The organism is Brooklawnia propionicigenes, from assembly GCF_030297015.1.
Taxonomy (GTDB): Bacteria; Actinomycetota; Actinomycetes; order Propionibacteriales; family Propionibacteriaceae; genus Brooklawnia; species Brooklawnia propionicigenes.
Map to the genome: position 1 here is coordinate 1,777,293 of NZ_AP028056.1, position 21,578 is coordinate 1,798,870.

Here is a 21,578-nt window from a genome sequence, read left to right on the forward strand (position 1 = left end):
TTTCCTGATGTGTAGCCCCGTCACCTGTAGCACCTGCGGCAAGACCACCTGGTCGGGCTGCGGTCAGCACATCGCGCAGGTCAAGGCCAGGGTGCCAGCTGGCCAGTGGTGCGGCCACTCCCAGTCCGCTTCGTCGGCACAGCCGACGGTGAAGGCCAACTCCGGGCTGTTCAGGATCTTCGGCCGATGAAGCGCGCGGGCCTGGCCGCCGCGCTGCTGGCCACGTCCCTCCTGCTCGGCGGGTGCGCCGCCGGCTCACTGACCACGACCGCCGGACCCACCGCAGCCGCCGCCCCCGCGGCCGGCAGCAGCCTGCAGCCGGCCGAGTTCGCGGCCGCGGCCAAGCTGCCCGACACCATCCTGCTTGACGTGCGCACCCCGGCCGAGTTCGCCGCCGGGCACCTCGAGGGAGCCGTGAACGCCGACGTGCAGTCGGCCGACTTCGCGCAGGCCCTGGCCGCGCTGGACCCGGACCGGAACTACGCGGTCTACTGCCGCAGCGGGAGCCGCTCCAAGGCGGCGATGGCCGTCATGCAGCAGTCCGGCTTCAGCAACCTCTTCGACCTCGCCGGGGGCATCGGCGCCTGGCAGTCGGCCGGCGGCCAGGTAGTCACCGACTGATCCCGAACCCCCGCCAACACAGGAGAACCGAAATGCCCACGACGAACCTCACCGCTGCCGACTTCGAGGCCACGGTGACCGGCAACCCGATCGTCCTGGTCGACTTCTGGGCCGCCTGGTGCGGACCGTGCCGTTCATTCGCCCCTACCTTCGAGGCCGCCTCGGACAAGCACGGGGACATCGTGTTCGGCAAGGTCGACACCGAGGCGGAGCGGGGGCTCGCCCAGGCCGCCGGGATCAGCTCGATCCCCACCCTGATGGCTTTCCGTGACGGGATCCTGCTCTACAGCGAGCCCGGAGCACTGCGCGCGGCCGACCTCGACCGGCTCATCGAGCAGGTGGAGGCCCTCGACATGGACGCCATCCGGGCGGAACTCGCCGCCCGGCAGAGCGCGGGAGTCTGATGCCGGGCGAGGGCAGCGGCGAACCGCCGCTGCTCGGCCCCGGCGGCAGGATCCCCAGCCTCCTCGCGGTCCCGCCGGTCGCCGAACCCGGGAACACCTCGCTGCGGAAGGGCTGGCTGCCTCGCCACACCGTGGTCATGGCGGTGGCGGGCCCGCTGCTCTTCCTCACCTACCGCGCGGCCTACTCCGGCGATCCCGCCGACCTGACGGTGAACCTGCTCCTCGCCGCCATGGCCGTGGTCGCGGCCCTGATCCTGGCGACCTACCTGCCGTTGCGTGGCGCGAAGCGCGCGCCGGGCGCAGCCTGTTCGGCCCTGGCCGGCCTGCTCGTGCCCGGCGCCGCAGTGCTCCTGCACCAGGCCACCGACCCTTTCGGCGGCGCGCTCGCCCTCGGCGTCCTAGGGCTCGGGCTGTGGCAGCGGCTGTCAGGCACCTCCACCTGCTCCTGACTCCGGGCGGAACGCTTCACTCAAGCTTCACCTCCGGGGGCGAACTGGCTTCATGGGCGACTCCTAGCGTGGATCCCATCAGGGAGACCAACCACAGGAAGAGGCGTCATGAAGACCACCTGGAAGACCCGCACGGCGGTCGCGTTCACCGCGGCTGGCGTACTGACCGTCGGCTGGGCGACCACCGTCCAGGCGGCCCCCACCCCGAGCCCCGTCCCGACTCCGGCGGCCACCACCGCCACCGCCGACGCGACCCTCACCGACACGCTGACCCACATGCGTGAAGAGGAACGGCTCGCCCGCGACCTCTACACGGCGCTCGGAGACAAGCACGGCCAGGTCGCGCCGTTCGTGAACGTCGCCCGCAGCGAGCAGGCCCACTTCGACGCGATGGGGGCGCTGCTGACCCGCTACGCGCTGACTGACCCCGCTGCGGGCAAGGAGGCCGGGAGTTACACCGAGCCGGCGCTGCAGGCCCTCTACGACCGGCTCCTGGCCAGCGGCAGCGAGTCCCTGGCCAAGGCCTATGAGGCTGGCATCACCGTCGAAAAGCAGGACATCGCCGACCTCAAGGCCGCGATCAGCCAGACCACCCGGACCGACGTGCAGGCTGTCCTGACCAATCTCCTGCGCGGCTCGGAGAACCACCTGGCCGCTTTCGCCGCCGCCAGGGACGGCAAGGTCGTCGGCGTCCGTAACGGCCAGGGCCTGCAGAACGGCCGCTCTGGTGCCAGCGGCGGCAGCCAGGGCCGGAACTGGCGTCGGCCGGGGCGCGCAGGGCGCCGACCGGCCCGCCACGTGCCCCCTCCGGTGAGGACGGACCCGACCGGTAGCGCGGATCGACACCTCCGGTGATACCCTAGGGGGTATCTCGAAGGAGTTCGGATGAAGAAGGAAGCGCCCACGGGGAGCGCCGTGCCAGTACCCGCGCAGGCCGGCCCCGCCGCAACCCCGATCCAATTCGACCCCGACGAGCAGAGCGGCGTGCTGAACCGGCTCAAGCGCGCCCAGGGCCAACTCGGCGGCGTGATCCGGATGCTCGAGGAGGGCCGGGACTGCGGCGACATCGTCACCCAGCTGGCCGCGGTCTCCAAGGCGCTCGACCGCGTCGGGTTCGCCGTGATCGCGGCCAGTCTCAAGCAGTGCCTCACCCAGGATCCGGACAGCGAGCACCTGGACACCGCCGCCGTGGAGAGACTGTTCCTCTCGCTGGCCTGAAGCCGCCGGGGCATCCTTTGCACGATGTGACATCCATACCCCCCGGGGTATAGGATCAGGAACCGTGAAGACGGTGATCATTGGTGGTGTTGCCGGCGGCATGTCCGCGGCGACGAGGCTGCGGCGGCTCGACGAGAGCGCGGAGATCGTGGTGCTGGAGCGCTCCGGCCACGTCTCCTTCGCGAACTGCGGGTTGCCCTACTACATCGGTGACGTGATCACCGACCGCAACGCGCTCCTGCTGCAGACCCCATCCAGCCTCAAGGCCCGCTTCGGGATCGACGTGCGGGTCGATTCCGAGGTGATCTCGATCGACCGGGCGGCGAAGTCGGTCACGGTCCGCAGCCTGGCCACCGGCGAGCAGTACTTCGAGGACTACGACGCCCTCGTGCTGGCGCCCGGCGCCGCCCCGTTCGTCCCGCCGATCCCCGGGGCCTCGCGGGCCCTGACCCTGCGCAACATCGGCGACACCGACAAGATGGCCGCGGCGGTCGATGCCGCCGCGTCCGGGCCCGAGCCCACCGCGGTGATCATGGGTGGCGGCTTCATCGGCGTGGAACTGGCCGAGAACCTGACCGAGCGCGGACTTAAGGTCACGATCGTCGAGCTCGCCGACCAGCTCCTGGCCCCCTTGGACGTGGAGCTGGCCGCGCTGGTCGAGAAGCACCTGGCCCGGCACGGTGTGCGCGTGCTGACCGGTGCGTCCGTCACTGAGGTGGGTGCCGACTCCGTCGTCTTGTCCACCGGTGACACGCTGCCCGCCTCGCTGGTGGTGGCCGCGATCGGCGTCCGGCCCGAGACCGGGCTCGCCGAGGCCGCGGGCCTGGAACTGGGCGCTCGGGGCGGCATCCTCGTCGACGAGCACCAGCGCACCTCCGACCCGTCCATCTTCGCCGTCGGCGACGCCGTGGTGAAACGGGACGCGGTCACCGGCAACGAGGCGCTGGTCCCGCTGGCGGGGCCCGCGAACCGGCACGGACGGCTGGTCGCCGACGTCATCGCGGGTCGCAGCGTCGCCAGCCGGCCAGTGCTGGGCACGGCCATCGTCGGCGCGTTCGGGATCGTCGCCGCCGCCACGGGCTGGACCGAGAAGCGAGCGGTCGCTGCCGGGCGCTCCGTCCGGGTCATCCACACCCATCCCGCCAACCACGCCGGCTACTACCCCGGCGCCGAGGGCATGAGCCTGAAGCTCGTGGTCGACGCCGCGACCGACGCGATCCTGGGCGCCCAGGGCGTCGGCGGTGCCGGCGTCGACAAGCGCATCGACGTGATCGCCACCGCCATGCGGGGCGGGCTCACCGCGTCCGATCTGGCCGACCTCGAACTGAGCTACGCACCCCAGTTCGGCTCGGCGAAGGACCCGGTGAACATGCTGGGCTTCATCGCCGAGAACCTCCGCGACGGCCTCACCGAGACCGTCCAGTGGCACGAGCTCGACGCCGAGCTGGCCAAGGGCGTGCAGCTGATCGACGTCCGGACCCCGGGCGAGTACGCGCGGGGCACGGTCGACGGTGCGATCAACATCCCGGTCGACGAGCTCCGCGCCCGCCTCGACGAGGTGGGAGCAGACGTCCTCGTGCACTGCCAGGTCGGGCTGCGTGGCTACCTCGCGGCGCGGACGCTCGCCCAGCACGGCCGGCGCGCCCGGAACCTCGACGGCGGCTACCGCACCTGGGCCAGGGTCTGATCGACCCGCCGGCTGAATCGCGGGAGCCGTAGCCCGAAGGCCGGTGGCTGACGCCCCGGCTACCGCCCGCAAGGTGGACATCTGGGTGTCGTCTCCGCGCGCTGGCGTCCACCTTGTCTGCAGCCGCACCCCCGCCCACCACAAGGTGGACGGTTTCGCGGCGTCAGGACGAACTCGCGCCCACTCTGCGGAGAGGCACCCGGACCCCCGCGCCAAGGGTGCGCCACCATCACCCTGCGGTCGCGCGGATCCAGCCCCACCGAGGCCTAGTGGCCGCGTGCTCTCGGGGCTTGGACGCGGAGGCTCCACTGCCCGGCCAGCAGGACGGCGACCTGGAGCTGCTCCCGGGTGGGGCGGATGTCCTGGTTGGGTGTTGAGATCTTGAAGTAGCCGACCTGGCCCCCGTTCCGCGCCACCGGGAGGGCTGTGTAGGCGTAGGGATGGTGAGGCAGCCCGGCGAGCGCCACATCGAGGACCTTGCCCTGGTAGCGCAGGGTGCCGTCGGGCTGGATGACGCCCGCCCCGGCGTCGTGGTCGCCGTACTCGAAGGTGATGCCCTCGATGCGGAGCACTTTCCCGATCGCCTCGGCGATGCGAGGAAGGGCATCGGCTTCGTCGGCGCTGCCCGCCGCGAGGGCGGCGGACTCCAGAGCTCCGCGGACGAATCCACTCTGCTCGGTCGCGGAAGCGCTCTGCCGGATCCCCCAGGAGGCGAGCTCGCTGACGGCGCCGCCGACCAGCAGGAGCAGGACCGCCAGTTCGACGTCCTCCGCGCTGTCGATCCGCAGGGTGAGGTACGGCTGGATGAGGAAGAAGTCGAAACCCACCGCCGCCGACACTGCGGCAATCATTCCGGACAACCGGTCGCCGGTCGAGGCGGCGGCGACGACGATCAGGACCAGGACGAGCGCGGCGGCGCTCTTCGCGACAACGTCGGGGATGAGGTACAGCCCCGCGGCCGCGAGCAGTGGTATGACCACGGCGAGCAGACGGACGATCATCCGGTGCTCGCGGTACCACGCCAGTTCCATACCTCCACGCAACCACGTCGACCGAGAAGGCAGAAGGCCCCGGGTGGTCAAGGTTCCGTCAAGGTTTGGGCGTCACGCTCAGGGGACGAGGCGGTACCCCAGGCCGGGCTCGTTGATGAGGTGTCGGGGTTGGGCGGGGTCCGCCTCGATCTTGCGCCGGATCTGGTTGGCGAACACCCTCAGGTAGTGGTGCTCGCCGCCGTAGTTGGGTCCCCACACAGCCTTCAGGAGTTCCTCGTGCGGCACGACCCGGCCCAGATGCCTGGCGAGCTCAGCGAGGAGCCGCCATTCGGTCGGGGTCAGGTGAACGGTGGCTCCATTGAGAGTTGCGGTGTGGGCGCCGAAGTCGAGGATGAGTCCGCCGGACGCGAAGGTCTGCGGCGCCTCGGCCTCGGCGGGTCCGCGGCGGAGGGCGACCCGCACTCTGGCCATGAGCTCGTCGATGCTGAACGGCTTGCTGACGTAGTCGTCGGCGCCCTCGTCGAGGGCCTCGACCTTGTCGTCTGCCTGTTGCCGGGCGGACAGCACGATCACGGGGATCGCTGAGCGCTTACGCAGGCGCCGGAGCACCTCGACGCCGTCGAGATCGGGCAGGCCGAGGTCGAGGACGACAAGGTCAGGAGGCTGGGCGGAGAACAGGTGCAGGGCTTGTTCGCCGGTGCCTGCGAGCAGGACCTCGTGGCCTCGGGCGCGGAGGTTGATGCGCAGCGTGCGCTGGAGGACGGAGTCGTCGTCGACGACCAGGATGCGGGTCACTCCTCGGCTCCGTCCTCGGGTCGGTCCTCCTTGGCCCCGGCGGGCAGGGTGACGACCAGCGTCAACCCGCCCCCTGGTGTCGGTTCCGCGCCCACCTGCCCGCCCATCGCTTCGGTCAGCCCACGCGCTACGGCGAGCCCGAGGCCGACCCCGTCGCCCCGCGGGGCGTCGCCATGACGCTGGAACGGCTGGAAGATCCGTTCGTGTTCCTCCAGCGGCAGCCCCGGTCCGGTGTCGACGACCCTAATCTCGACCCGGTCGGCCACGCGGCTGGCGTGCACGGTGACCGGGCTGTCGTTCGGCTGGTAACGGATGGCATTCTCGGCGATGTTGCCGAGCACCCGGTCGAGCAGTCCTGCGTCGGCCAGTGCGGTCCGAGCGTCCGGGTCGATCCGCCAGGTTGCCCTTCCCGGCTCGGACAGTGTCTTCAGTGTCGCGGGAATGACCTCGCCGAGGTCGGTCACGGTGGGGTGCGCGACCAGGGCGCCGGTCTGCAGCCGCGACATGTCGAGCAGGTTGGCCACAAGGAGTTCGAGCCTGTCCACGGACTCCTCGATGGCTGCCTTCAGCTCGTCCTCGTCCTCCTTGGACCAGCGCATCTCGCTGGAGCGGAGGCTTCCGATCGCGGCCTTGATGCCGGCCAGCGGCGTCCGCAGGTCGTGCGAGACGGCGGACAGCAGCGCCGTGCGGGCCTCGTTGTCCCGGACGAGACGGGACGCCGACGTGGCGGACCGCTGCAGTTCGTGCCGCTGCAGGATGGCCCCGGCGTGCGCAGCGAAAGCGTCGAAGAGTCGACGCTGGTCAGCGGCCAGACCGGCTGGCTGGAGGGCGAGTTCGTGGGTGGTGTCGGCGTCCTCGTGGTCGGCGGTGGCGATCGGGTCGAACGCGCCGACGGAGGCGACCACTTCGGGCACACCGATGGCTGGGCGGTGGATGATCGCCGCGGCCTGGACCCCGAACATGTCGACCGCCCGCTGCAAGAGCAGCGGGATCTGGTCGGTCGCCCCCAGCAACGAATGCGACAGCTCGACCAGCGCCGCGGATTCGCGCTGCGCCTCCTGCGCCTCCGCCCTCCGGGCGGCGTTGCGGTGCACGATCAGCGCGACCAGAACCCCGACCAGCACGAACACCACCAGGGCGATGGTGTTCTCCGGGTTGGCGACGGTCAGCGTGCCGACCGGCTCCACGAAGAACCAGTTGAGCAGCAGCGAGGAGATGACGGCCGCCACAACGGCGGGAACCATCCCGCCGATCAGCGCCACCACCACGGTCACGAGCAGGAAGATCGGGATGTCCAGGGGGAGCTCGGAGGTGTAGGGGTCGGCCAGCAGCAGCCAGGTGAGCAGTGGGGGCAGGATGAGCGCTGTGACCGTCCCGGCCCAGACCCGGCGCCGGGGCAACGTCCGTGGCACCCGCCGGCGTAGGAAAGCCCTGCCGGTTGCGGACGGGTGCGGCACGACATGCACGTCGATGTCGCCGGCGTCGGCGATGATCTTCTCCGCCATGCTCTTGGCGAATCCTCGCTGCCACAGCGGGAGGCGTGGTGCACCGACGAGCACCTGGGTCGCGTTGACCGCCCGCGCGAAGTCGAGGACGGCGTGCGCGGCGTCGTCGCCGGTCACCGTGTGGAACTCCCCGCCCAGTTCCTCGGTGAGGCGTCGCAGCTCGGCGACCTGGCTGAGCGGGGCGTTGGCCAGGCCGTCGGTGCGCGAGACGAGCACGGCGAGAAGCAACCCGCCCGCCAGCCGGGATGCGATCCGGGCGCCCCGACGCAACAGTGCTTCACCCTCAGGGCCGCCGGACAAAGCCACCACCACCCGCTCGCGGGTCGGCCACTGCTCGGTGATGCCGTGGGTAGCCCGGTATCCCTCCAGACCGGCGTCAACCTTCTCGGCCAGCCACAGCAGCGCCAGCTCCCGCAGCGCGGACAGGTTCCCGACCCGGAAGTAGTTGGCGAGGGCAGCGTCCACCTTCTCGGGCCTGTACACGTTGCCGTGGGCCATCCGCCGGCGAAGCGCCTCCGGGGACATGTCGACGAGGTCGATCTGGTCGGCGGCGCGGACGACCTCGTCGGGGACCGTCTCCTGCTGGACGATGCCCGTGATCGCGGTGACGGCATCGTTGAGCGACTCCAGGTGCTGGATGTTGACGGTGGAGATGACGTCGATCCCGGCGTCGAGCAACTCGTGGATGTCCTGCCAGCGTTTCTCGTTGCGCGATCCCGGGATGTTGGTGTGCGCGAGTTCGTCGACGAGGGCGACCTGGGGTCGACGGGACAGGACGGCATCGATGTCCATGTCGTCAAGAACGGTGCCCTGGTACTCGCTGCGGCGGCGCGGCACGACCTCGAGGCCAGTGAGGAGTCCCTCCGTGTGCGGCCTTCCGTGGCACTCGCACGGCGCCAGTGGCCTAGTTTTCGACCGTCGTCAGGGGCACCCCGACACCCCACGGGGTATCGAAACACGAGAGAGGCTGCGCTCTGGGACGCGAGAGGAATTCTTGGTTGTCGCCACTTCCGTGGGGCACGTGCCGCAACGTGGTGCAGAAACGACCCCGGATAGGCCTTTGTGAGTACATGTGAACCGGCCCTGGATCGGGCGAAAGCCCTAGTCAACTGGCATTTGCCCTGGTCATGACCGGACACAAAGAAGTGCGCGAGAGAGGAGTTGAACCTCTCGACCACATGGCATTGACAAGCGTAAACGATCGAATGTTGATGACTTGCATAGCCTGTGCGTAGTCGTTTGGAGGGCTGCAAACCTCCGCGCTGCCGGGTGGATGGATCTGCCGACTGGAGCGCTCCGCATCACTCGGCCTGGCTGTCCTGCAGTTGTCGGCTTCTAGGATTTGCATTTCGCGGCTTAAGTCGCCTGCGTTGCCGTCCGCGATTCTCTGGGCCAGCCGGCGACGAGCCAGATCGATCTGGACGTCGGGGAGGTCCACGCCCGCCACGCGACGAACCTGTTGGGCCTCCTGGGCAAGGAACGCTCCCGACCCGCAGCCGACATCCAGTAATTCGTCCTCCGGGCGCAGCTGCAAAGCAGGACCCAGGACTCTGTACCACCCGCCACACCGTACCCAGCGCAGCAGTAGGCAATGCAGGATGTTCGGCGCGGGGTCTTACCCGTTGAGGCGGACGATGCGGATTGCGAGTTCGACGAGGCTCCGCGCTCGACGAAGGAGTGCTTCAGCCTTCACGGCCGGGATGAGGGTGACGCCGTACTCGACGTCGGCCTTGCTGGAGATGAGTTCGCGGAGTGCCTTCTCTGTGCTGGCCGCGTCCGGTCGTTGACCCAGCGCTTGCCGCAGTTCTTTCGCGGCCTGTGCGTGGTCCTTGCCCTTGGTGGTTGTGCCGGTGAGTTCGGTGACGATGGCGTCCTTGGCGCAGATACCGGCGTGGATCGCGTCACCCGCAGCCACGGTGTAGCGCCCGGCTTGCAGGTTGGCTTCGGCGGAGGCCAAGTACTCCTCAGCCTTCTTCAGGTAACTGCGTGCGTGATTGCGTTGCTCGAGGGTGGCCATCATGCCGCACCAGCATCGGCCTGCGGGAACGAACCGAGCAGGAGGACCCCGTCGGAGAGGATGTCCGCCACAACGGGCTCCTCGCCGGTGGCCGCGAGTCGGCTGAACTCCTCAGGGGTGAACACCAGGACATCGCAGTCGTTGCCGAGCCGGGCGCTCACCACGTCCTCGAGTTCGGTTCGGTCGTCCCAGTCCGGGGAGGCGAGGACGACCAGGTCGACGTCGCTGTCGGCGGTCGCCTCGCCGCGCGCCACCGACCCGAACAGGATCACCGCATCGACGTTCGAGCCCACCACGCCACGGACCGCCTCCCGCAGCGCCGTCACTGGATCGAGGAGGACGCGCAGGGGCTGGATCGTGTAGTGGTCCTCGTTGATCGTGTGGACCATCGCGCGCCCCACGGTTCGGCTGTTCACCACGCCGAGCCCGACGAGGGAGGCGAGCGACTGCTGCACGGACCATAGGCTGTGTTGGTCGCGGACGAGCGCGTGTACTTGTCGGCCTGTCAGCGGAGTCCCCGTCCGAAGCAGCGCCGCGAGCACCGCGCCACGCGCACCAGGGAGGAGGCCCCCGAACGCTTCATCAAATCGCACGTGACCACTGTAGCAGTCATATGATTGTGCTGCCAGTCACCTTGACGAGAGGGCCACCCTCTGCCGGGCCTCCGCCCGAGGCCGGGGCAGGATGGACCCTGATCGGCTCGCTGGGCATGGTCGCGGCGCTTCCGGGGGTGCTTGGGCCACGACACCGCCTCCGACAGTTGACCGAGCCAGATTCAGTCAGCCGTGAGCACGGACGCCACCCAGGCCACGACCTCCTCGACATAGTTGCGGCCAGATTCCTCGCTGTCATGCCCGCTGCTCAGGATGGCGAGTGTGTAGTTCACCTCTGGACTCTGGATGTAGCCGATCGAGTTCACCGTCCAGGTGGTGGTCAGGTATCTGCCATCGGGGGCCCAGTGTTGCACGTCCAACCAACCGTTCTTCACGGCGATGACGGCGTTGGGAGGGGCCTGCGTGATGATTCCCCAGGTTTGTTCGGGTACCACTTGGCGCATCAGGCCGAGCAGGTACTGCGTCTCGTCCAGGCCGAGCAGCGTGCCCGACACCAGCGCGTCCATCAGCCGAAGCTGATCTGCGGCGGTGGTTGTGCCAAGGCCCCACATGCCATCAGGGCCCGGCGTCGTTTGGGTGAGACCGCCGGCAGCGGCCAGCATCCGTAGTCCTTCCTCACCACCGGTCAGGCCCCATAGGATGTCATGCGCATCGTTGTCCGACCAAACGATGGCAGCCCGCGCCCAGTCAAGCTCGGCGGCGCTGAGGCCGGCAAGACCTCGCTGGTTCAGCAGGCTGGCAACCGTGGCGACCTTCACGATGCTCGCCATCTCGAACGTGACGTCCGGATGGAAGCTGCAAACCACGTCTGCGGAATGGTCATGCACCGCGAAGCCAATGTCGCGGCCTTCGACGGCTACGTACCCGACGATGCGGGACTGCAGGGTTGCGGCAATCTGCCGCGCGCGCGGCGATGCGGGGTATTCGCAGCGGACGCCACCCCACTCCGTGCTGACCCACTCGCCCGCCTCGAGCTTGCCGAGCGGACGAGATCGATCAGGTTCGGGGGCTTCAACCAACGCGGGAGTCTCGATGGGAGTTGGCGTACCCCCAGCCTGCTCTTGGGGTGGCATGCCTATGCCGTGGTAGCTGTGAACCACAGCCAACAAAACCAGCATCAACATGAGAACAGTCAAGCCCCGCGAGCGCCGCGTGTTCACCCATATCACCCCCCTTGGTTCGAGGGTACGACCGGTTTGTCGTGACCGCGTGTGCCGGGGATGTCGGACTGGTGAAGTTGCAGGATGGTTCGAGCGATTGCGGGCCCAGTGCTCGACTCCTCCGATGACCCCATCGGGGCCGACGCCACGGTGCTCGTTGCCGATGGCCGTGGCATTGCTCGTCCTTACATCGTGGCCTGTTGGCCGGGGGTGGGTTGCTGTGGGTCTTTCGTTGTGGTGGGCCACTCGTTGGGGTAGTGATGAGCTACTGACTGGTGTTGCTTGTACAGGTCACGTCGGGCTCGGTTCGGGAGTCGGTCGCCGAAGACGATGCCCTTCAGGTGGTCTGTTTCGTGTTGCAGGCATCGGGCCAGGAGTCCGGTGCCGATCACAGTGACAGGTTCGCCGAAGGGATCGACTCCAGTGCAGACGGCACGGTCAGGCCGAGCCAACGGATGGAAGGCGCCGGGCAGCGAAAGGCACCCTTCGGCTGCCACGTCGAGACGACGATCCTTCCCTTCGGGAAGGCTCAGGACCGGATTGCACACTGCGCCGTGCCGGATGTGTGCGTCCTCGTCGGGGCAACTGAAGATGAACAGCGCCAGATCGACTCCCACTTGTGTGGCGGCCAACCCGACTCCTTCGGATGCCCTCATGGTGGCGAACATGTCGCGCACCAGCATGTGGAGTCCCTCGTTGAACTCGGTGACCTGCCGCGTGCTGGCATGCATGACTGGGTCACCCCATCTGGTCATCGGCAGGATTCTGCCCCCAACCATCAGAGGCTTGATGGTTGGGGGTGTCGTCTGGCTGGTGGTCGTCGCGTTCATGTCTGGTGGGTGTCTTCGGGCGGCTAGAGCGAGGTGACGGCAGCACGGGCATCGCCTGCCGCGCCTTGGTGGACGCGTGCCCCCAGTTTGGTGAGCATGTTCTGCATGTCGTCGCCCATGTGGCGGGCGAGGACGTCGGTGACTGCGTTGTCCTTGATGAATCGGGCGACGCGGGCGTGGTGGGCGCCTTCTGTGCCCTGGGCCTTGGAGACGTCCCAGTCGACGGTTTGGGTGTGCCAGGAGGTAATGGTTCCGTCCTGGACTGTGGCGACGGCCAGAGTGCGGGCCTTGCCCCAGCTGTGGCCGACCTGCCCGTCGTCGGCGACGGGGATGCAGATGATCTGTGTGGTCATGTGTTTCCTTCGGGTGGGGTGGGTGGCCCGATGGGCGGGCCACCCACTTGGGGTTCCGCTATTTGGTGATGGCGGCGAAGACTGCTTCCTCAGAGACGTCCTTGGTGCAGAAGAACCAGTCGACGCAGGTGACGCCTTCCTCTTTGCCTTCCATGCGGTCCTTGGCGGTGCCGCAGGAGCCCGCGGTCGGGACGATGACGGCATCGCCGGGACGCCAGTCGGCGGGGGTTGCGACCGCGAGGGCGTCGGCGGTCTGCAGGGCGATGATCACGCGCTTGAGTTCGTCGAAGTTGCGGCCCAGGCTCAGCGGGTAGTAGATGATCGTGCGGATGATCCCTTGGGGATCGACGACGAACACGGCGCGTACGGCCTTGGTGCTGTCCTCGCCGGGCATGATCATCCCGTACTTGCGGGCGATCTCCATCGTGATGTCCTCGATGAGGGGGAAGGTGACCTCGACGTCCTTCATGCCCTTGAACTCGATCTTGTCCTTGATCGTGCGGAGCCATGCGATGTGGCTGTAGAGGCCGTCGATCGACAGGCCGACCAGCTTGGTGTTCAAGGCGGTGAACTCGTCCTCCATCGTGGCGAACGTCATGAACTCGGACGTGCACACGGGGGTGAAGTCGGCCGGGTGGCTGAAGAAGATCACCCAGCTGCCGGCGTAGTCGGCTGGGAACGTGATCTCGCCCTGCGTGGTCACAGCGGTGAAAGCGGGGGCCGGATCGCCGATCCGCGGGATCCCGGTACTTACAGCAGCGTCGTTCATGGTGGTGCTTTCCGGTGTGATGGTTGGACTGTCGAGTTCGGTGGTTGAGGTGAGGCCGAGTGGGGTAGCAGCGCCTCAGGCCGGGGACGAGTCATGATGGTGCGCCAGGCTGTCGGCGCAGGGAGACGCCCCTGTCAGTCTCCCCGCGAGGTAGTCCGTCACGGCCTGACCGACGGTCCCGGCGGCCCCCGTCGCCGCCGTGATCCCCACGTGTTCGAAGATCCGGATCGCCCGGACCCCCATGCCTCCGCTCACCATCACGTCCGCGCCGTGCGAACGGATGAACGCCGGAACCTCCCCGGGCTGGTGGCCTGCCTGCAACGGATTGGCTAGGGTGTCTGCCGTCGTGATGAGCCCATCGACGACGTCGACCAGCACGAAGTGGGGGGCCTGGCCGAAATGGCCTGCCACCCGGGCATCCAGTCCGGCATCGGTCTCGGCGGTGATGGCGATCTTCATGCTGCTCCTGTCAGATACTGCGCGTCCACCAGCGGGTGGCGACAGGCAATTTCGGCCTGCCAAGCGCAGCATATGTCAGGATAGCCTGACGTGCGACGTCGGGTCGAAAACAGGATCGGCGCGCACCGTCACGGCCTGTCGGCCTCAGTTGGTTCAACCAGTCGGACCTCGACGGGCCGGCGGCGTCCGCGTCCCGGGCCATGCCCGCAATCGCAGGCGTCAACGGCGTGGTCCGGGCATCCGCAGTCGGTGCGCGGGCATCCCCTGCGCGGAATGCAACCCCATCGTTCGTGCGCGGATTGCCGGCTCATTCCGGCCGCGTCGCCGATCTGGGCCCACGTCGCGCCGGCTTCCCGGGCCAGCACGACCGTGGCCTCCAGCAGCGCCTGTGCCCGTTCGACACCTGCAGCAGCCTCGGCCACCGCCGCGACGGCCATTCGTTGTTCCATTGGGACCTCCCTCCACCAGTATCGCCAGCAGTGGCGACTCCAGCCAACACGGCGCTATCCTTTCGTCAGGACCTTCTGACAGAAGGATCGATGGTGGACGGCACCGCGGGAGGCACTCGATGAGTCTGGAGTTCGTTGCCATCGATTTCGAGACCGCGAACCGGCGTCCGGGATCCCCCTGCCAGGTCGGCCTGGCCCTCGTCCGAGACGGTCGGGTCGAGGCCACGTGGGGAACCCTGATGCAACCACCCTACGGCCGCGGCTGGTTCGACCCGGACTGCACCCAGGTGCACGGCATCGTCGAACGCGACGTGGAGGGCCAACCCACCTTCGAACGGCTCTGGCCCGACATCGAGAAACGACTCGCCGGACTGCCCGTCGTGGCCCACAACGCAGCCTTCGACATCGCGGTGATCCGGGACGCGACCAGCCACTGCGGCTACGACTGGCCGACCCTGGACTTCGGCTGCTCCCTGCTGATGGCACGGCGCTGCTACGACCTGCCCGAACACACTCTGGAGGCCGTCGCTACCGCGGCCGGGATCCCACTCGATCAACACCACGACGCCGTCCACGACGCCGTCGCGTGCGCGCACATCACCCTCGACATGGCGCAACGCACATCCGCCGCCAGCCTGGACGAACTGCTGCGCGTCTGCGGCCTCGCCTGGGGCCGGCTCGCACCCGAACTCCACGAACCCTGCCACCCAGTCAAGACGTCCGCGCCCCTCGCCGTCGCACTCGCGCCCACCCTGTTCTAGGGACGGTTGATCAACCCCGGGCACAACCGAACAGGGCCACGGAACTGACCCGTGGCTCTACTCGGTTGCCCGTCGTGGGTGGGCGCCCTCCCGGGGATCTACCGGCGGACGGTCGGGTGGACACTGGGCGACGCCAACGACGTTCCCCACGCCCCGGATGTCGTGGGGAATACGTGGGGAATGGGAGGCCTCTCAAGGCCATCCGTGTCCATGAGAGTCCACAACTGATAAGGACCGAAGTCCTTGTCAGAGGGGATTTGATGTAGTCAGGGGACCATACATCGTTGTGCGCGAGAGAGGAGTTGAACCTCCACGCCCGTATAGGGCACTGGCACCTGAAGCCAGCGCGTCTGCCATTCCGCCACTCGCGCATACGGTCCCTTGCGGAACCAGCTTGAGAAGCCTAGCACACGTCTGCGGAGAATCGGCAACTCAAGAGCTGGGCTCGTGGCGTGCGTCCGCGGTGCCTCGCCCCGGGCGATGGTGCCGCCCTCAGAAGGTGAGCCTGAACATTGGGGACTCCTGTAGTCCCATGCGGCATATAAGCGCACCCAGTATGCCCTCATCGGGTGCTCTGCACCGGCTACCTCGGCGTTTGGAGGCTTCAACGAGCGCAATCTGACCAATGGCAGGGAGTTATCCACAGGAGAATCCAACGGTCAGCGAGGGGCTGTCTCGATAGCTCAGACTTTGACTATGCCCACCCAGCCTGCTTTGCCCGAGTCGCTGAGAGATCTGGCGCGCGCACAGGCCGGCGTGCTGACCTGGGAGCAGATTTGCGGGCACGGCGTGTCCCAGTCAACGGTTCGCACGCTCATGGACAAGGGCCTGTGGACACGGCTCTCGCGAGGCATCTATCTCACCCATGATCTGCAGCCGGAGTGGATGTCATTGGCCTGGGCTGGGCAGTTCCTCGGCGGTTGTGACGCGGCCATTGGCGGGCGTGCTGCCCTGAGGCTGGCGGGGCTGATCAGTGAGGAGGAGCTGCCGATCTCGATCGTGCTGCCACACGAAGCAAGGCGGCAGCCCAGTTCGGGCTGGTGGGAGTTCTCCCGGACCAGGGTGCCCTTTCGTGCGGTGGGTGAACCAGCCCGGCTGCGGGTGGAGCGGGCCATCATCGATCTGTGCGCCTCGGAGCCCGAACGCGCGATCCACTGGGCGACGCTGGCGATCGGCAGCAGGAAGGCAAGCGTGCAGGGTCTGCGCGACGTGCTGGAGACAATGCCGCGGCATCCCAGAAGGGCCCAGCTCGCCGATGTCCTCGCGGATGTCGGCCAGGGAGCCGAAAGCCCTCTGGAGGTCGTCTATCTGCGCCAGGTGGAACGGCCTCACGGCATACCCCCTGGCAGACGCCAGGTGCGCGGTGGTCGATATCGGCGCGACATCTACTATCCGGAAGGCCTCGTCGTCGAACTCGACGGACGGCCCGGCCACGATGGGCCGGATGCCTTTCGTGACATGGATCGCGACAACTACCACGCCAGACGAGGAATCGCGACGCTGCGATACGGATGGGACCAGTGTTACAACTCCCCGTGCGAAGTCGCCGCCGAAGTGGCCGGGGTCCTCCGTGGCCTGGGTTGGCAGGGCGATTTCACGCCCTGTTCATGCTGCCGACTGGCATTCGACGGTTATTGGGGACTCCTGTAGTGCCATACGCCGGATAGAAGTACCCAATGATCCTGGCTAGAGCCCTGGGCCGTCGATGCGCCCGAAATTGACCACGTGCAACGCGAGTTCACCGGACTCATCGCTGGCATCCAGGTCCACCTCGGCGCGGATCTGCCAGTCGTGGTTCTCGTCCGGGTCATCGATGATCTGGCGCACCTGCCAGCGGCGGGTGTCGCGGCCCTCGATGATGAACAGCTGCGGCGATCGGGCATCGGCCGCGGTACCGAGCTCGTCGTGCTCGTCCCAGTACTCTCCCAGCGCGGAATCCCAGTCGTCGGCGGTGAACGTGACATCGGGGTCGTCGGCGTCCAAGGCGGCGAGACCATCGACGTCGTCATCGGCGGCCAGCAGCACCCGGCGGAAGATCGCATTGCGCACCAGCGCGGTGAACGCCCGCAGATTGCCGGTGAGCGGCCGCGGCCGCCCGGCCATCGCCTGTTCGCGCGCCTGGGTGTCGGCGGGATTGGCCAGGGCCTCCCATTCGTCCACCAGGCTGGAGTCGGTGGCCCGGATCAGTTCGCCCAGCCAGGCGATCAGATCGTCCAACTCCTCGCTGTGGAAAGACGCGGGAACGGTCTGGCGCAGCGCCCGCCAGGCGTCCGAGAGGTAGCGCAGCAGCAGGCCTTCGCTGCGTTGCAGCTTGTAGAACGCCACATACTCGCTGAACGTCATCGCCCGTTGAGTCATATCGCGGACAATCGACTTGGGCCGCAGCGGATGCTCGACCAGCCACGGGTGGGTCTTGGCCATCGCCAGATGTACCGCCGACAGCTCGTCGGCAAGGGGCTTGGGCCAGCTCACCTCTTCCAGGATCGCCTGCCGCTCTTCGTACTCGTAGCCCTCCGCCTTCAGCTCGGCGATCGTCTCACCGCGGGCCTTCTTCTCCTGCGCGATCAGGATCGCCATCGGATCCTCCAGCGTCGCCTCGATCACGCTGACAACGTCGAGCGCGTAGTCCCCGGCTTGATCGTCGAGCATCTCGAGCGCGGCCATCGCGAAGGCACTGAGCGGTTGGTTGAGCGCGAAATCGTCCTGCAGACCGGGCGCAAGATCATAACGCCGCCCGCCCGGGGTGGGGGTCGCCCGCCGGACGACCACCCCGGCCTCCAGCAAGGAGCGCCCCAGCGCCACGGCCCGGCGCAACTGCTTACGTTGCTGGGCGGGATCGGGAATCGCCTCTTCGATGATGCGGGTCAGCGCCGCGCCGGTCTCCTCATCGCGGTGCAGCAGATTGAGCAGCATCGAATGGGTGACTTCCAGCCGGGCATGCAGTGTCTCGGGGGCCGAGGCGATCAGCTTCTCGAAGCTGGCCTCGGTGTAGTTGACCTGACCCTCGGCCGGCTTCTTGCGGCGCACCGACTTGAGCTTCCTCTCGTCGCCGGCGAATTTCGCCAGCAGCCGGGCGTTCTCGATCTGGTATTCGGGCGCCTGCACGACCACATTGCCGACCGGATCGAAGCCCGGACGCCCGGCACGTCCGGCAATCTGGTGAAACTCGCGGGCTCGCAGGATCCTTTGGCGACGTCCATCGAACTTGGTGAGTGTGGTGAAGACCACCGTTCTGATCGGCACATTGATGCCGACGCCGAGCGTGTCGGTGCCACAGATCACCTTCAGCAGTCCCTGCTGAGTGAGTGTCTCGACCAGCCGCCGGTACTTCGGCAGCATGCCGGCGTGATGGACGCCGATCCCCGACCGCAGCATCCGCGACAGCGTCGCGCCGAAACCGCGGGCGAACCGGAAGCCTCCGATCGCTTCCACAATGGCATGGCGCTGTGCCGTGTCGACGAGCTTCATGCTCATCAGGCCCTGGGCCTGCTCGGTCGCGGCGGCCTGGCTGGGATGCACCAGATATATAGGTGCACTGCCGGTGTGAATGAGTTCGGTGAGGGTCTCGGGCAGCGGGGTCATCGACCATGTGAAGACCAGCGGCACCGGACGCTCGGCCTGCGCGATGATCTCGGTCGGACGTCCGGTGCGCTCGGTCAGCTTCGCCGCCAGGTCGCTGACATCGCCCAGGGTGGCGCTCATGAGCATGAACTGGGCCTGCGGCAATTCGCTGGTGGCGACCTGCCACGCCCAGCCGCGGTCGGGGTCGGCGATGAAGTGGTACTCGTCGGCCACCACCATCTGTACGTCGGCCTGGTCGCCTTCGCGCAGCGCGATATTGGCCAGGATCTCGGCGGTGCAGCAGATGATCGGCGCATCCGGATTCACCGAGGCGTCGCCGGTGACCATGCCGACCAGATCGGGGCCGAAATCGTCCACCCAGCTGAAGAACTTCTCGCTGACAAGGGCCTTGATGGGCGCTGTGTAGTAGACGCGACCGCGATTGGCCAGCGTCGCGACATGCGCCGCGGTGGCGATCAGCGATTTTCCGGACCCGGTCGGGGTGGTGATGATCGTGTTCGCGCCGGTCACGGTCGCCAGCAGCGCATCCGCCTGGTGGGGATAGAGCGTCATGCCCTGACGCATGGTCCAGTCTTCGAAGGCCGTGTAGATGTCGTCCGGCGCGGGGCGGGGGCCCAATTCGTCCAGAAGCAGGGAAAGGCTGGGTTGCTCGGGCATATGGACGATTCTGTCACGGCGACGAGGGACGAGGGGCTCGCGGACGAGGGCGCAGGGCTCGACCAGCGGGCAATGCGGGAACACGCACCGAGTGAACAGCCGGTGACGATACGGCGACCGCAAGCGCTGATGGGCGGTGCGGCCGGCAGCCGGCCCTTAGGATGGTCGCAGATTCCATCCGGCGATTGAGGAGTTTCCGTGGCCAGCAAACCTGGTGCATCCCAGACGCAAGCGCCGAACGCCGATGGCAAGTTCTCAATCAGCGAAGACTGGTTGGCTTTCGCCGTCGGGTTGATCCTGCTTGCCTTGTGCCTGACCGGCATCATCCCCGAGGGGCTGCTCCCGTGAGCGACAATAACGCCGCTGCCGACGCATCGATAGCCACCGACTCCGCGTCCGCCGCCCCCACCGAGACAGCTCCCACCGAGTCCGCCGCGCCGCAGGCCGGACAACACACCGTCGTCTGGACGATCCTCGGCGTCGTCGTGCTGTTGGGCCTCGGCTTCCTCGTCCACTCCCTGACCGAATGGGTGCCGGCCGCTACCAAGGGCACCGGCTTCGGCCAGATCGCGAAGTCGATCGAGTTCCCCGTCTATGCGATCCTCGTCGGCTTCGCCGCCAACGCGATCTTGTCCGCGCTGGGCCTGCGGAAGAAGATGTCGAGGGCCTTCCGCACCGAGTTCCTGATCAAGACCGGCCTGGTCCTGCTCGGCGCCTCCATCAACTTCGCGGTCATCGCGAAGGCCGCGGTGCCCGCCATCGTCCAGGCCTGTCTGCTGATCACCGCCGTCTTCTTGTTCACCTGGTGGTTCTCCGGCGTGCTCGGGCTGGACGACAAACTCCGCGCCCTGCTGAGCTCGGCGATCTCGATCTGCGGCGTCTCGGCCGCCGTCGCCGCCGCGGGCGCAGTACAGGCCAAGAAGGAGCAACTCGCCTACACGGCCTCGCTGGTGATCGCCTTCGCGGTTCCGATGATCTTCCTGCTGCCCTGGGCCTCCGGGCTGCTCGGGCTCAGCCCCGCGGTCACCGGCGCCTGGATCGGCGGCAATATCGACACCACCGCAGCCGTCACCGCCGCGGGCACGATGGCCGGTGAGCAGCCGCTGCAGATCGCGACCATCGTCAAGGTCACCCAGAACGCGCTGCTCGGTGTGGTCGCCGTGCTGCTGACGATGTACTTCACCGTCAAGACCCAGCGCGAGGCCGGCGATACCTCGGCTCCGACGCTGATCACCTTGTGGCGCAGCTTCCCGAAGTTCGTGCTCGGCTTCCTGATCGCCTCCGTCGTGGCGACCATCTTCGCGTCCAACGCCGATCCCACCTTCGCCGCTTCCGCAATCGGCGTCGCCAACGAGCTGCGCACCTGGTTCCTGATCCTGGCGTTCGTCAGCATCGGCCTGGAGTTCAGCTTCGGTTCGCTGAAGGAAGCGGGCTGGAAGCCGGTGCTCGTCTTCGCCGCGGCCACGGTCGTGAATCTGGCGGTCGGGCTGCTGCTGGCCGTCCTGCTGTGGGGCAGCTTCACCTTCTGATCCATGATTGATGCCGTGAACCCACGCGTCGAACTGCCTGCCGGACTCGTCGAGACCAGGGCCATTGTGCTGCTGCCCGGCTGCACCCTGGACGAGGCGGTCGCCCCGGTCGAGGTCCTCATCGAGGAAGGTCTGCCGATCCTCAGCCTCAGTCCGGGTCAGCGGTTGACCCCGTCCATGCTGCGCCGCGTGTTCGGACGCCGGCTGCAGGTCGGGACCCATGACCTGCGCACCCCCGCGGACGCGCAGTGGGCGGTATCTGAGCAGGCCGCCTTCGCCCTCACCCTGGCTGACGACGACCAGCTCCGCTCAGAGCTCGCCGCCGCCCAGATCCCGCAGTGCCCGGCCGCGCTCACTCCGACCGAGATCGCCAACGCCTGGAAGCAACCGGATGCGGCCGCGGTCCAGGTCGTCCCGGCCGGGGTGCTCGGCACGAGCTACCCGGCGCAGCTGGCCGCCCTGCTGCCCGACATCGCAGTGCTGGCCCGCGGGGCCGAGTCGGTGCACGAGGTCAAGGCTTGGCTGGGTGCCGGAGCGGTGGCGGTGTGCCTGGCCGACAGGCTCATCGGGGACGCCCTGCATCGCGGCGATCTGAGTGCGTTGCGCTCTCGTGCTCGTCCGATCGTCGAGGCCACCCGAACCCGCAGCTAGCCGTCCGGACGGCCCTTTCTGAATCTTTTCTGAGCAGATTCCCCTGACAACTTGTGTTCTCCTGAGAAGATCCTTA

The 21,578-nt window shown here is 67.8% G+C and carries 25 protein-coding genes and 1 tRNA gene; 12 read left to right on the plus strand and 14 right to left on the minus strand.

The window, feature by feature from the left end; all coding sequences use genetic code 11:
• The first annotated feature begins 7 nt into the window (after nt 1–7).
• The 7 genes from QUE25_RS08020 (at nt 8) to QUE25_RS08050 (ending at nt 4,379) form a co-directional block, all read left to right on the plus strand.
• Complete coding sequence (locus QUE25_RS08020) at nt 8–190, plus strand: hypothetical protein (protein WP_286263831.1); 183 nt, start codon at nt 8–10, stop codon at nt 188–190.
• Nucleotides 187–621, plus strand: a complete 435-nt coding sequence (locus tag QUE25_RS08025) for a rhodanese-like domain-containing protein (RefSeq protein ID WP_286263832.1) — start codon at nt 187–189, stop codon at nt 619–621. Before QUE25_RS08020 ends, QUE25_RS08025 begins: the two co-directional genes overlap by 4 nt.
• Before the next feature lie 32 nt (nt 622–653).
• Entirely contained in the window at nt 654–1,025 is a 372-nt protein-coding gene (locus tag QUE25_RS08030; protein WP_286263833.1) for a thioredoxin family protein, read from the plus strand.
• Nucleotides 1,025–1,474, plus strand: coding sequence for a hypothetical protein (locus tag QUE25_RS08035; protein WP_286263834.1), 450 nt, complete (start codon nt 1,025–1,027; stop codon nt 1,472–1,474). Before QUE25_RS08030 ends, QUE25_RS08035 begins: the two co-directional genes overlap by 1 nt.
• A gap of 108 nt (nt 1,475–1,582) precedes the next feature.
• The gene (locus tag QUE25_RS08040) at nt 1,583–2,329 is read left to right on the plus strand and encodes a ferritin-like domain-containing protein (RefSeq protein WP_286263835.1); all 747 of its coding nucleotides are present in this window, start codon (nt 1,583–1,585) and stop codon (nt 2,327–2,329) included.
• 30 nt (nt 2,330–2,359) lie between these two features.
• Entirely contained in the window at nt 2,360–2,692 is a 333-nt protein-coding gene (locus QUE25_RS08045; protein ID WP_425332694.1) for a metal-sensitive transcriptional regulator, read from the plus strand.
• Nucleotides 2,693–2,756: 64 nt separating this feature from the next.
• Complete coding sequence (locus QUE25_RS08050) at nt 2,757–4,379, plus strand: FAD-dependent oxidoreductase (protein WP_286263836.1); 1,623 nt, start codon at nt 2,757–2,759, stop codon at nt 4,377–4,379.
• Between the two features lie 266 nt (nt 4,380–4,645).
• On the opposite strand, the gene QUE25_RS08055 is transcribed toward QUE25_RS08050, so the two are convergent.
• The 12 genes from QUE25_RS08055 to QUE25_RS08105 form a co-directional block, all read right to left on the minus strand.
• Complete coding sequence (locus tag QUE25_RS08055) at nt 4,646–5,410, minus strand: DUF4118 domain-containing protein (RefSeq protein ID WP_286263838.1); 765 nt, start codon at nt 5,408–5,410, stop codon at nt 4,646–4,648.
• Between the two features lie 78 nt (nt 5,411–5,488).
• Nucleotides 5,489–6,166 (minus strand): response regulator, encoded by a 678-nt coding sequence (locus tag QUE25_RS08060; RefSeq protein ID WP_286263841.1) that lies wholly within the window; start codon nt 6,164–6,166, stop codon nt 5,489–5,491.
• The gene (locus QUE25_RS08065) at nt 6,163–8,571 is read right to left on the minus strand and encodes an ATP-binding protein (RefSeq protein WP_286268521.1); all 2,409 of its coding nucleotides are present in this window, start codon (nt 8,569–8,571) and stop codon (nt 6,163–6,165) included. Before QUE25_RS08065 ends, QUE25_RS08060 begins: the two co-directional genes overlap by 4 nt.
• Nucleotides 8,572–8,776: 205 nt before the next feature.
• Entirely contained in the window at nt 8,777–9,205 is a 429-nt protein-coding gene (locus QUE25_RS14845; RefSeq protein ID WP_425332695.1) for an SAM-dependent methyltransferase, read from the minus strand.
• A gap of 81 nt (nt 9,206–9,286) precedes the next feature.
• A complete protein-coding gene (locus QUE25_RS08070; protein ID WP_286263843.1) occupies nt 9,287–9,688 on the minus strand; it encodes a HEPN domain-containing protein in 402 nt (133 codons plus the stop codon).
• Nucleotides 9,688–10,143: a nucleotidyltransferase domain-containing protein gene (locus tag QUE25_RS08075; RefSeq protein WP_286263845.1), complete on the minus strand. Its 456-nt coding sequence runs from the start codon at nt 10,141–10,143 to the stop codon at nt 9,688–9,690. Before QUE25_RS08075 ends, QUE25_RS08070 begins: the two co-directional genes overlap by 1 nt.
• 320 nt (nt 10,144–10,463) lie before the next feature.
• Complete coding sequence (locus tag QUE25_RS08080; protein WP_286263847.1) at nt 10,464–11,426, minus strand: serine hydrolase; 963 nt, start codon at nt 11,424–11,426, stop codon at nt 10,464–10,466.
• A 221-nt stretch (nt 11,427–11,647) separates the two neighbouring features.
• Complete coding sequence (def, locus tag QUE25_RS08085; protein ID WP_425332696.1) at nt 11,648–12,292, minus strand: peptide deformylase; 645 nt, start codon at nt 12,290–12,292, stop codon at nt 11,648–11,650.
• Nucleotides 12,293–12,315: 23 nt separating this feature from the next.
• Nucleotides 12,316–12,645: a NifB/NifX family molybdenum-iron cluster-binding protein gene (locus QUE25_RS08090; protein ID WP_286263850.1), complete on the minus strand. Its 330-nt coding sequence runs from the start codon at nt 12,643–12,645 to the stop codon at nt 12,316–12,318.
• A 58-nt stretch (nt 12,646–12,703) separates the two neighbouring features.
• Entirely contained in the window at nt 12,704–13,414 is a 711-nt protein-coding gene (locus QUE25_RS08095) for a peroxiredoxin (RefSeq protein WP_286263853.1), read from the minus strand.
• A 75-nt stretch (nt 13,415–13,489) separates the two neighbouring features.
• Nucleotides 13,490–13,873, minus strand: coding sequence for a NifB/NifX family molybdenum-iron cluster-binding protein (locus QUE25_RS08100; protein WP_286263856.1), 384 nt, complete (start codon nt 13,871–13,873; stop codon nt 13,490–13,492).
• Nucleotides 13,874–14,001: 128 nt separating this feature from the next.
• Nucleotides 14,002–14,322: a hypothetical protein gene (locus QUE25_RS08105; RefSeq protein WP_286263858.1), complete on the minus strand. Its 321-nt coding sequence runs from the start codon at nt 14,320–14,322 to the stop codon at nt 14,002–14,004.
• Between the two features lie 119 nt (nt 14,323–14,441).
• Here QUE25_RS08105 and QUE25_RS08110 point away from each other — a divergent pair, with 119 nt between their 5' ends.
• The gene (locus tag QUE25_RS08110) at nt 14,442–15,083 is read left to right on the plus strand and encodes a 3'-5' exonuclease (RefSeq protein ID WP_286263859.1); all 642 of its coding nucleotides are present in this window, start codon (nt 14,442–14,444) and stop codon (nt 15,081–15,083) included.
• A 287-nt stretch (nt 15,084–15,370) separates the two neighbouring features.
• Here QUE25_RS08110 and QUE25_RS08115 read toward each other — a convergent pair.
• Nucleotides 15,371–15,454: transfer RNA gene (locus QUE25_RS08115), tRNA-Leu, on the minus strand.
• Nucleotides 15,455–15,779: 325 nt separating this feature from the next.
• Between QUE25_RS08115 and QUE25_RS08120 the strand changes: the two genes are divergently transcribed.
• Nucleotides 15,780–16,733 (plus strand): type IV toxin-antitoxin system AbiEi family antitoxin domain-containing protein, encoded by a 954-nt coding sequence (locus QUE25_RS08120; protein ID WP_286263862.1) that lies wholly within the window; start codon nt 15,780–15,782, stop codon nt 16,731–16,733.
• Between the two features lie 36 nt (nt 16,734–16,769).
• Here the strand turns inward: QUE25_RS08120 and QUE25_RS08125 are convergent, their stop codons facing one another.
• Nucleotides 16,770–19,322, minus strand: a complete 2,553-nt coding sequence (locus QUE25_RS08125) for a DEAD/DEAH box helicase (RefSeq protein ID WP_286263866.1) — start codon at nt 19,320–19,322, stop codon at nt 16,770–16,772.
• A 198-nt stretch (nt 19,323–19,520) separates the two neighbouring features.
• Here QUE25_RS08125 and QUE25_RS08130 point away from each other — a divergent pair, with 198 nt between their 5' ends.
• Genes QUE25_RS08130 through QUE25_RS08140 form a run of 3 tightly spaced genes read left to right on the plus strand, consistent with a single transcriptional unit; the run spans nt 19,521 to nt 21,502 of the window.
• Nucleotides 19,521–19,670, plus strand: a complete 150-nt coding sequence (locus QUE25_RS08130) for a hypothetical protein (protein ID WP_286263869.1) — start codon at nt 19,521–19,523, stop codon at nt 19,668–19,670.
• The gene (locus QUE25_RS08135) at nt 19,667–20,851 is read left to right on the plus strand and encodes a YeiH family protein (protein WP_286263872.1); all 1,185 of its coding nucleotides are present in this window, start codon (nt 19,667–19,669) and stop codon (nt 20,849–20,851) included. The genes QUE25_RS08130 and QUE25_RS08135 overlap by 4 nt, the downstream gene beginning before the upstream one ends.
• A gap of 3 nt (nt 20,852–20,854) precedes the next feature.
• Complete coding sequence (locus QUE25_RS08140; RefSeq protein WP_286263877.1) at nt 20,855–21,502, plus strand: bifunctional 4-hydroxy-2-oxoglutarate aldolase/2-dehydro-3-deoxy-phosphogluconate aldolase; 648 nt, start codon at nt 20,855–20,857, stop codon at nt 21,500–21,502.
• The last annotated feature ends 76 nt before the right edge of the window (nt 21,503–21,578 follow it).

Coding starts and splice junctions, on each gene's coding strand:
- QUE25_RS08020 (WP_286263831.1), top strand. CDS start 8: ATGTGTAGCCCCGTCACCTGTAGCACCTGCGGCAAGACCACCTGGTCG.
- QUE25_RS08025 (WP_286263832.1), top strand. CDS start 187: ATGAAGCGCGCGGGCCTGGCCGCCGCGCTGCTGGCCACGTCCCTCCTG.
- QUE25_RS08030 (WP_286263833.1), top strand. CDS start 654: ATGCCCACGACGAACCTCACCGCTGCCGACTTCGAGGCCACGGTGACC.
- QUE25_RS08035 (WP_286263834.1), top strand. CDS start 1,025: ATGCCGGGCGAGGGCAGCGGCGAACCGCCGCTGCTCGGCCCCGGCGGC.
- QUE25_RS08040 (WP_286263835.1), top strand. CDS start 1,583: ATGAAGACCACCTGGAAGACCCGCACGGCGGTCGCGTTCACCGCGGCT.
- QUE25_RS08045 (WP_425332694.1), top strand. CDS start 2,360: ATGAAGAAGGAAGCGCCCACGGGGAGCGCCGTGCCAGTACCCGCGCAG.
- QUE25_RS08055 (WP_286263838.1), bottom strand. CDS start 5,410: ATGGAACTGGCGTGGTACCGCGAGCACCGGATGATCGTCCGTCTGCTC.
- QUE25_RS08070 (WP_286263843.1), bottom strand. CDS start 9,688: ATGGCCACCCTCGAGCAACGCAATCACGCACGCAGTTACCTGAAGAAG.
- QUE25_RS08080 (WP_286263847.1), bottom strand. CDS start 11,426: ATGTTGATGCTGGTTTTGTTGGCTGTGGTTCACAGCTACCACGGCATA.
- def (WP_425332696.1), bottom strand. CDS start 12,292: ATGAACGCGACGACCACCAGCCAGACGACACCCCCAACCATCAAGCCT.
- QUE25_RS08090 (WP_286263850.1), bottom strand. CDS start 12,645: ATGACCACACAGATCATCTGCATCCCCGTCGCCGACGACGGGCAGGTC.
- QUE25_RS08095 (WP_286263853.1), bottom strand. CDS start 13,414: ATGAACGACGCTGCTGTAAGTACCGGGATCCCGCGGATCGGCGATCCG.
- QUE25_RS08100 (WP_286263856.1), bottom strand. CDS start 13,873: ATGAAGATCGCCATCACCGCCGAGACCGATGCCGGACTGGATGCCCGG.
- QUE25_RS08105 (WP_286263858.1), bottom strand. CDS start 14,322: ATGGAACAACGAATGGCCGTCGCGGCGGTGGCCGAGGCTGCTGCAGGT.
- QUE25_RS08110 (WP_286263859.1), top strand. CDS start 14,442: ATGAGTCTGGAGTTCGTTGCCATCGATTTCGAGACCGCGAACCGGCGT.
- QUE25_RS08120 (WP_286263862.1), top strand. CDS start 15,780: ATGCCCACCCAGCCTGCTTTGCCCGAGTCGCTGAGAGATCTGGCGCGC.
- QUE25_RS08125 (WP_286263866.1), bottom strand. CDS start 19,322: ATGCCCGAGCAACCCAGCCTTTCCCTGCTTCTGGACGAATTGGGCCCC.
- QUE25_RS08140 (WP_286263877.1), top strand. CDS start 20,855: ATGATTGATGCCGTGAACCCACGCGTCGAACTGCCTGCCGGACTCGTC.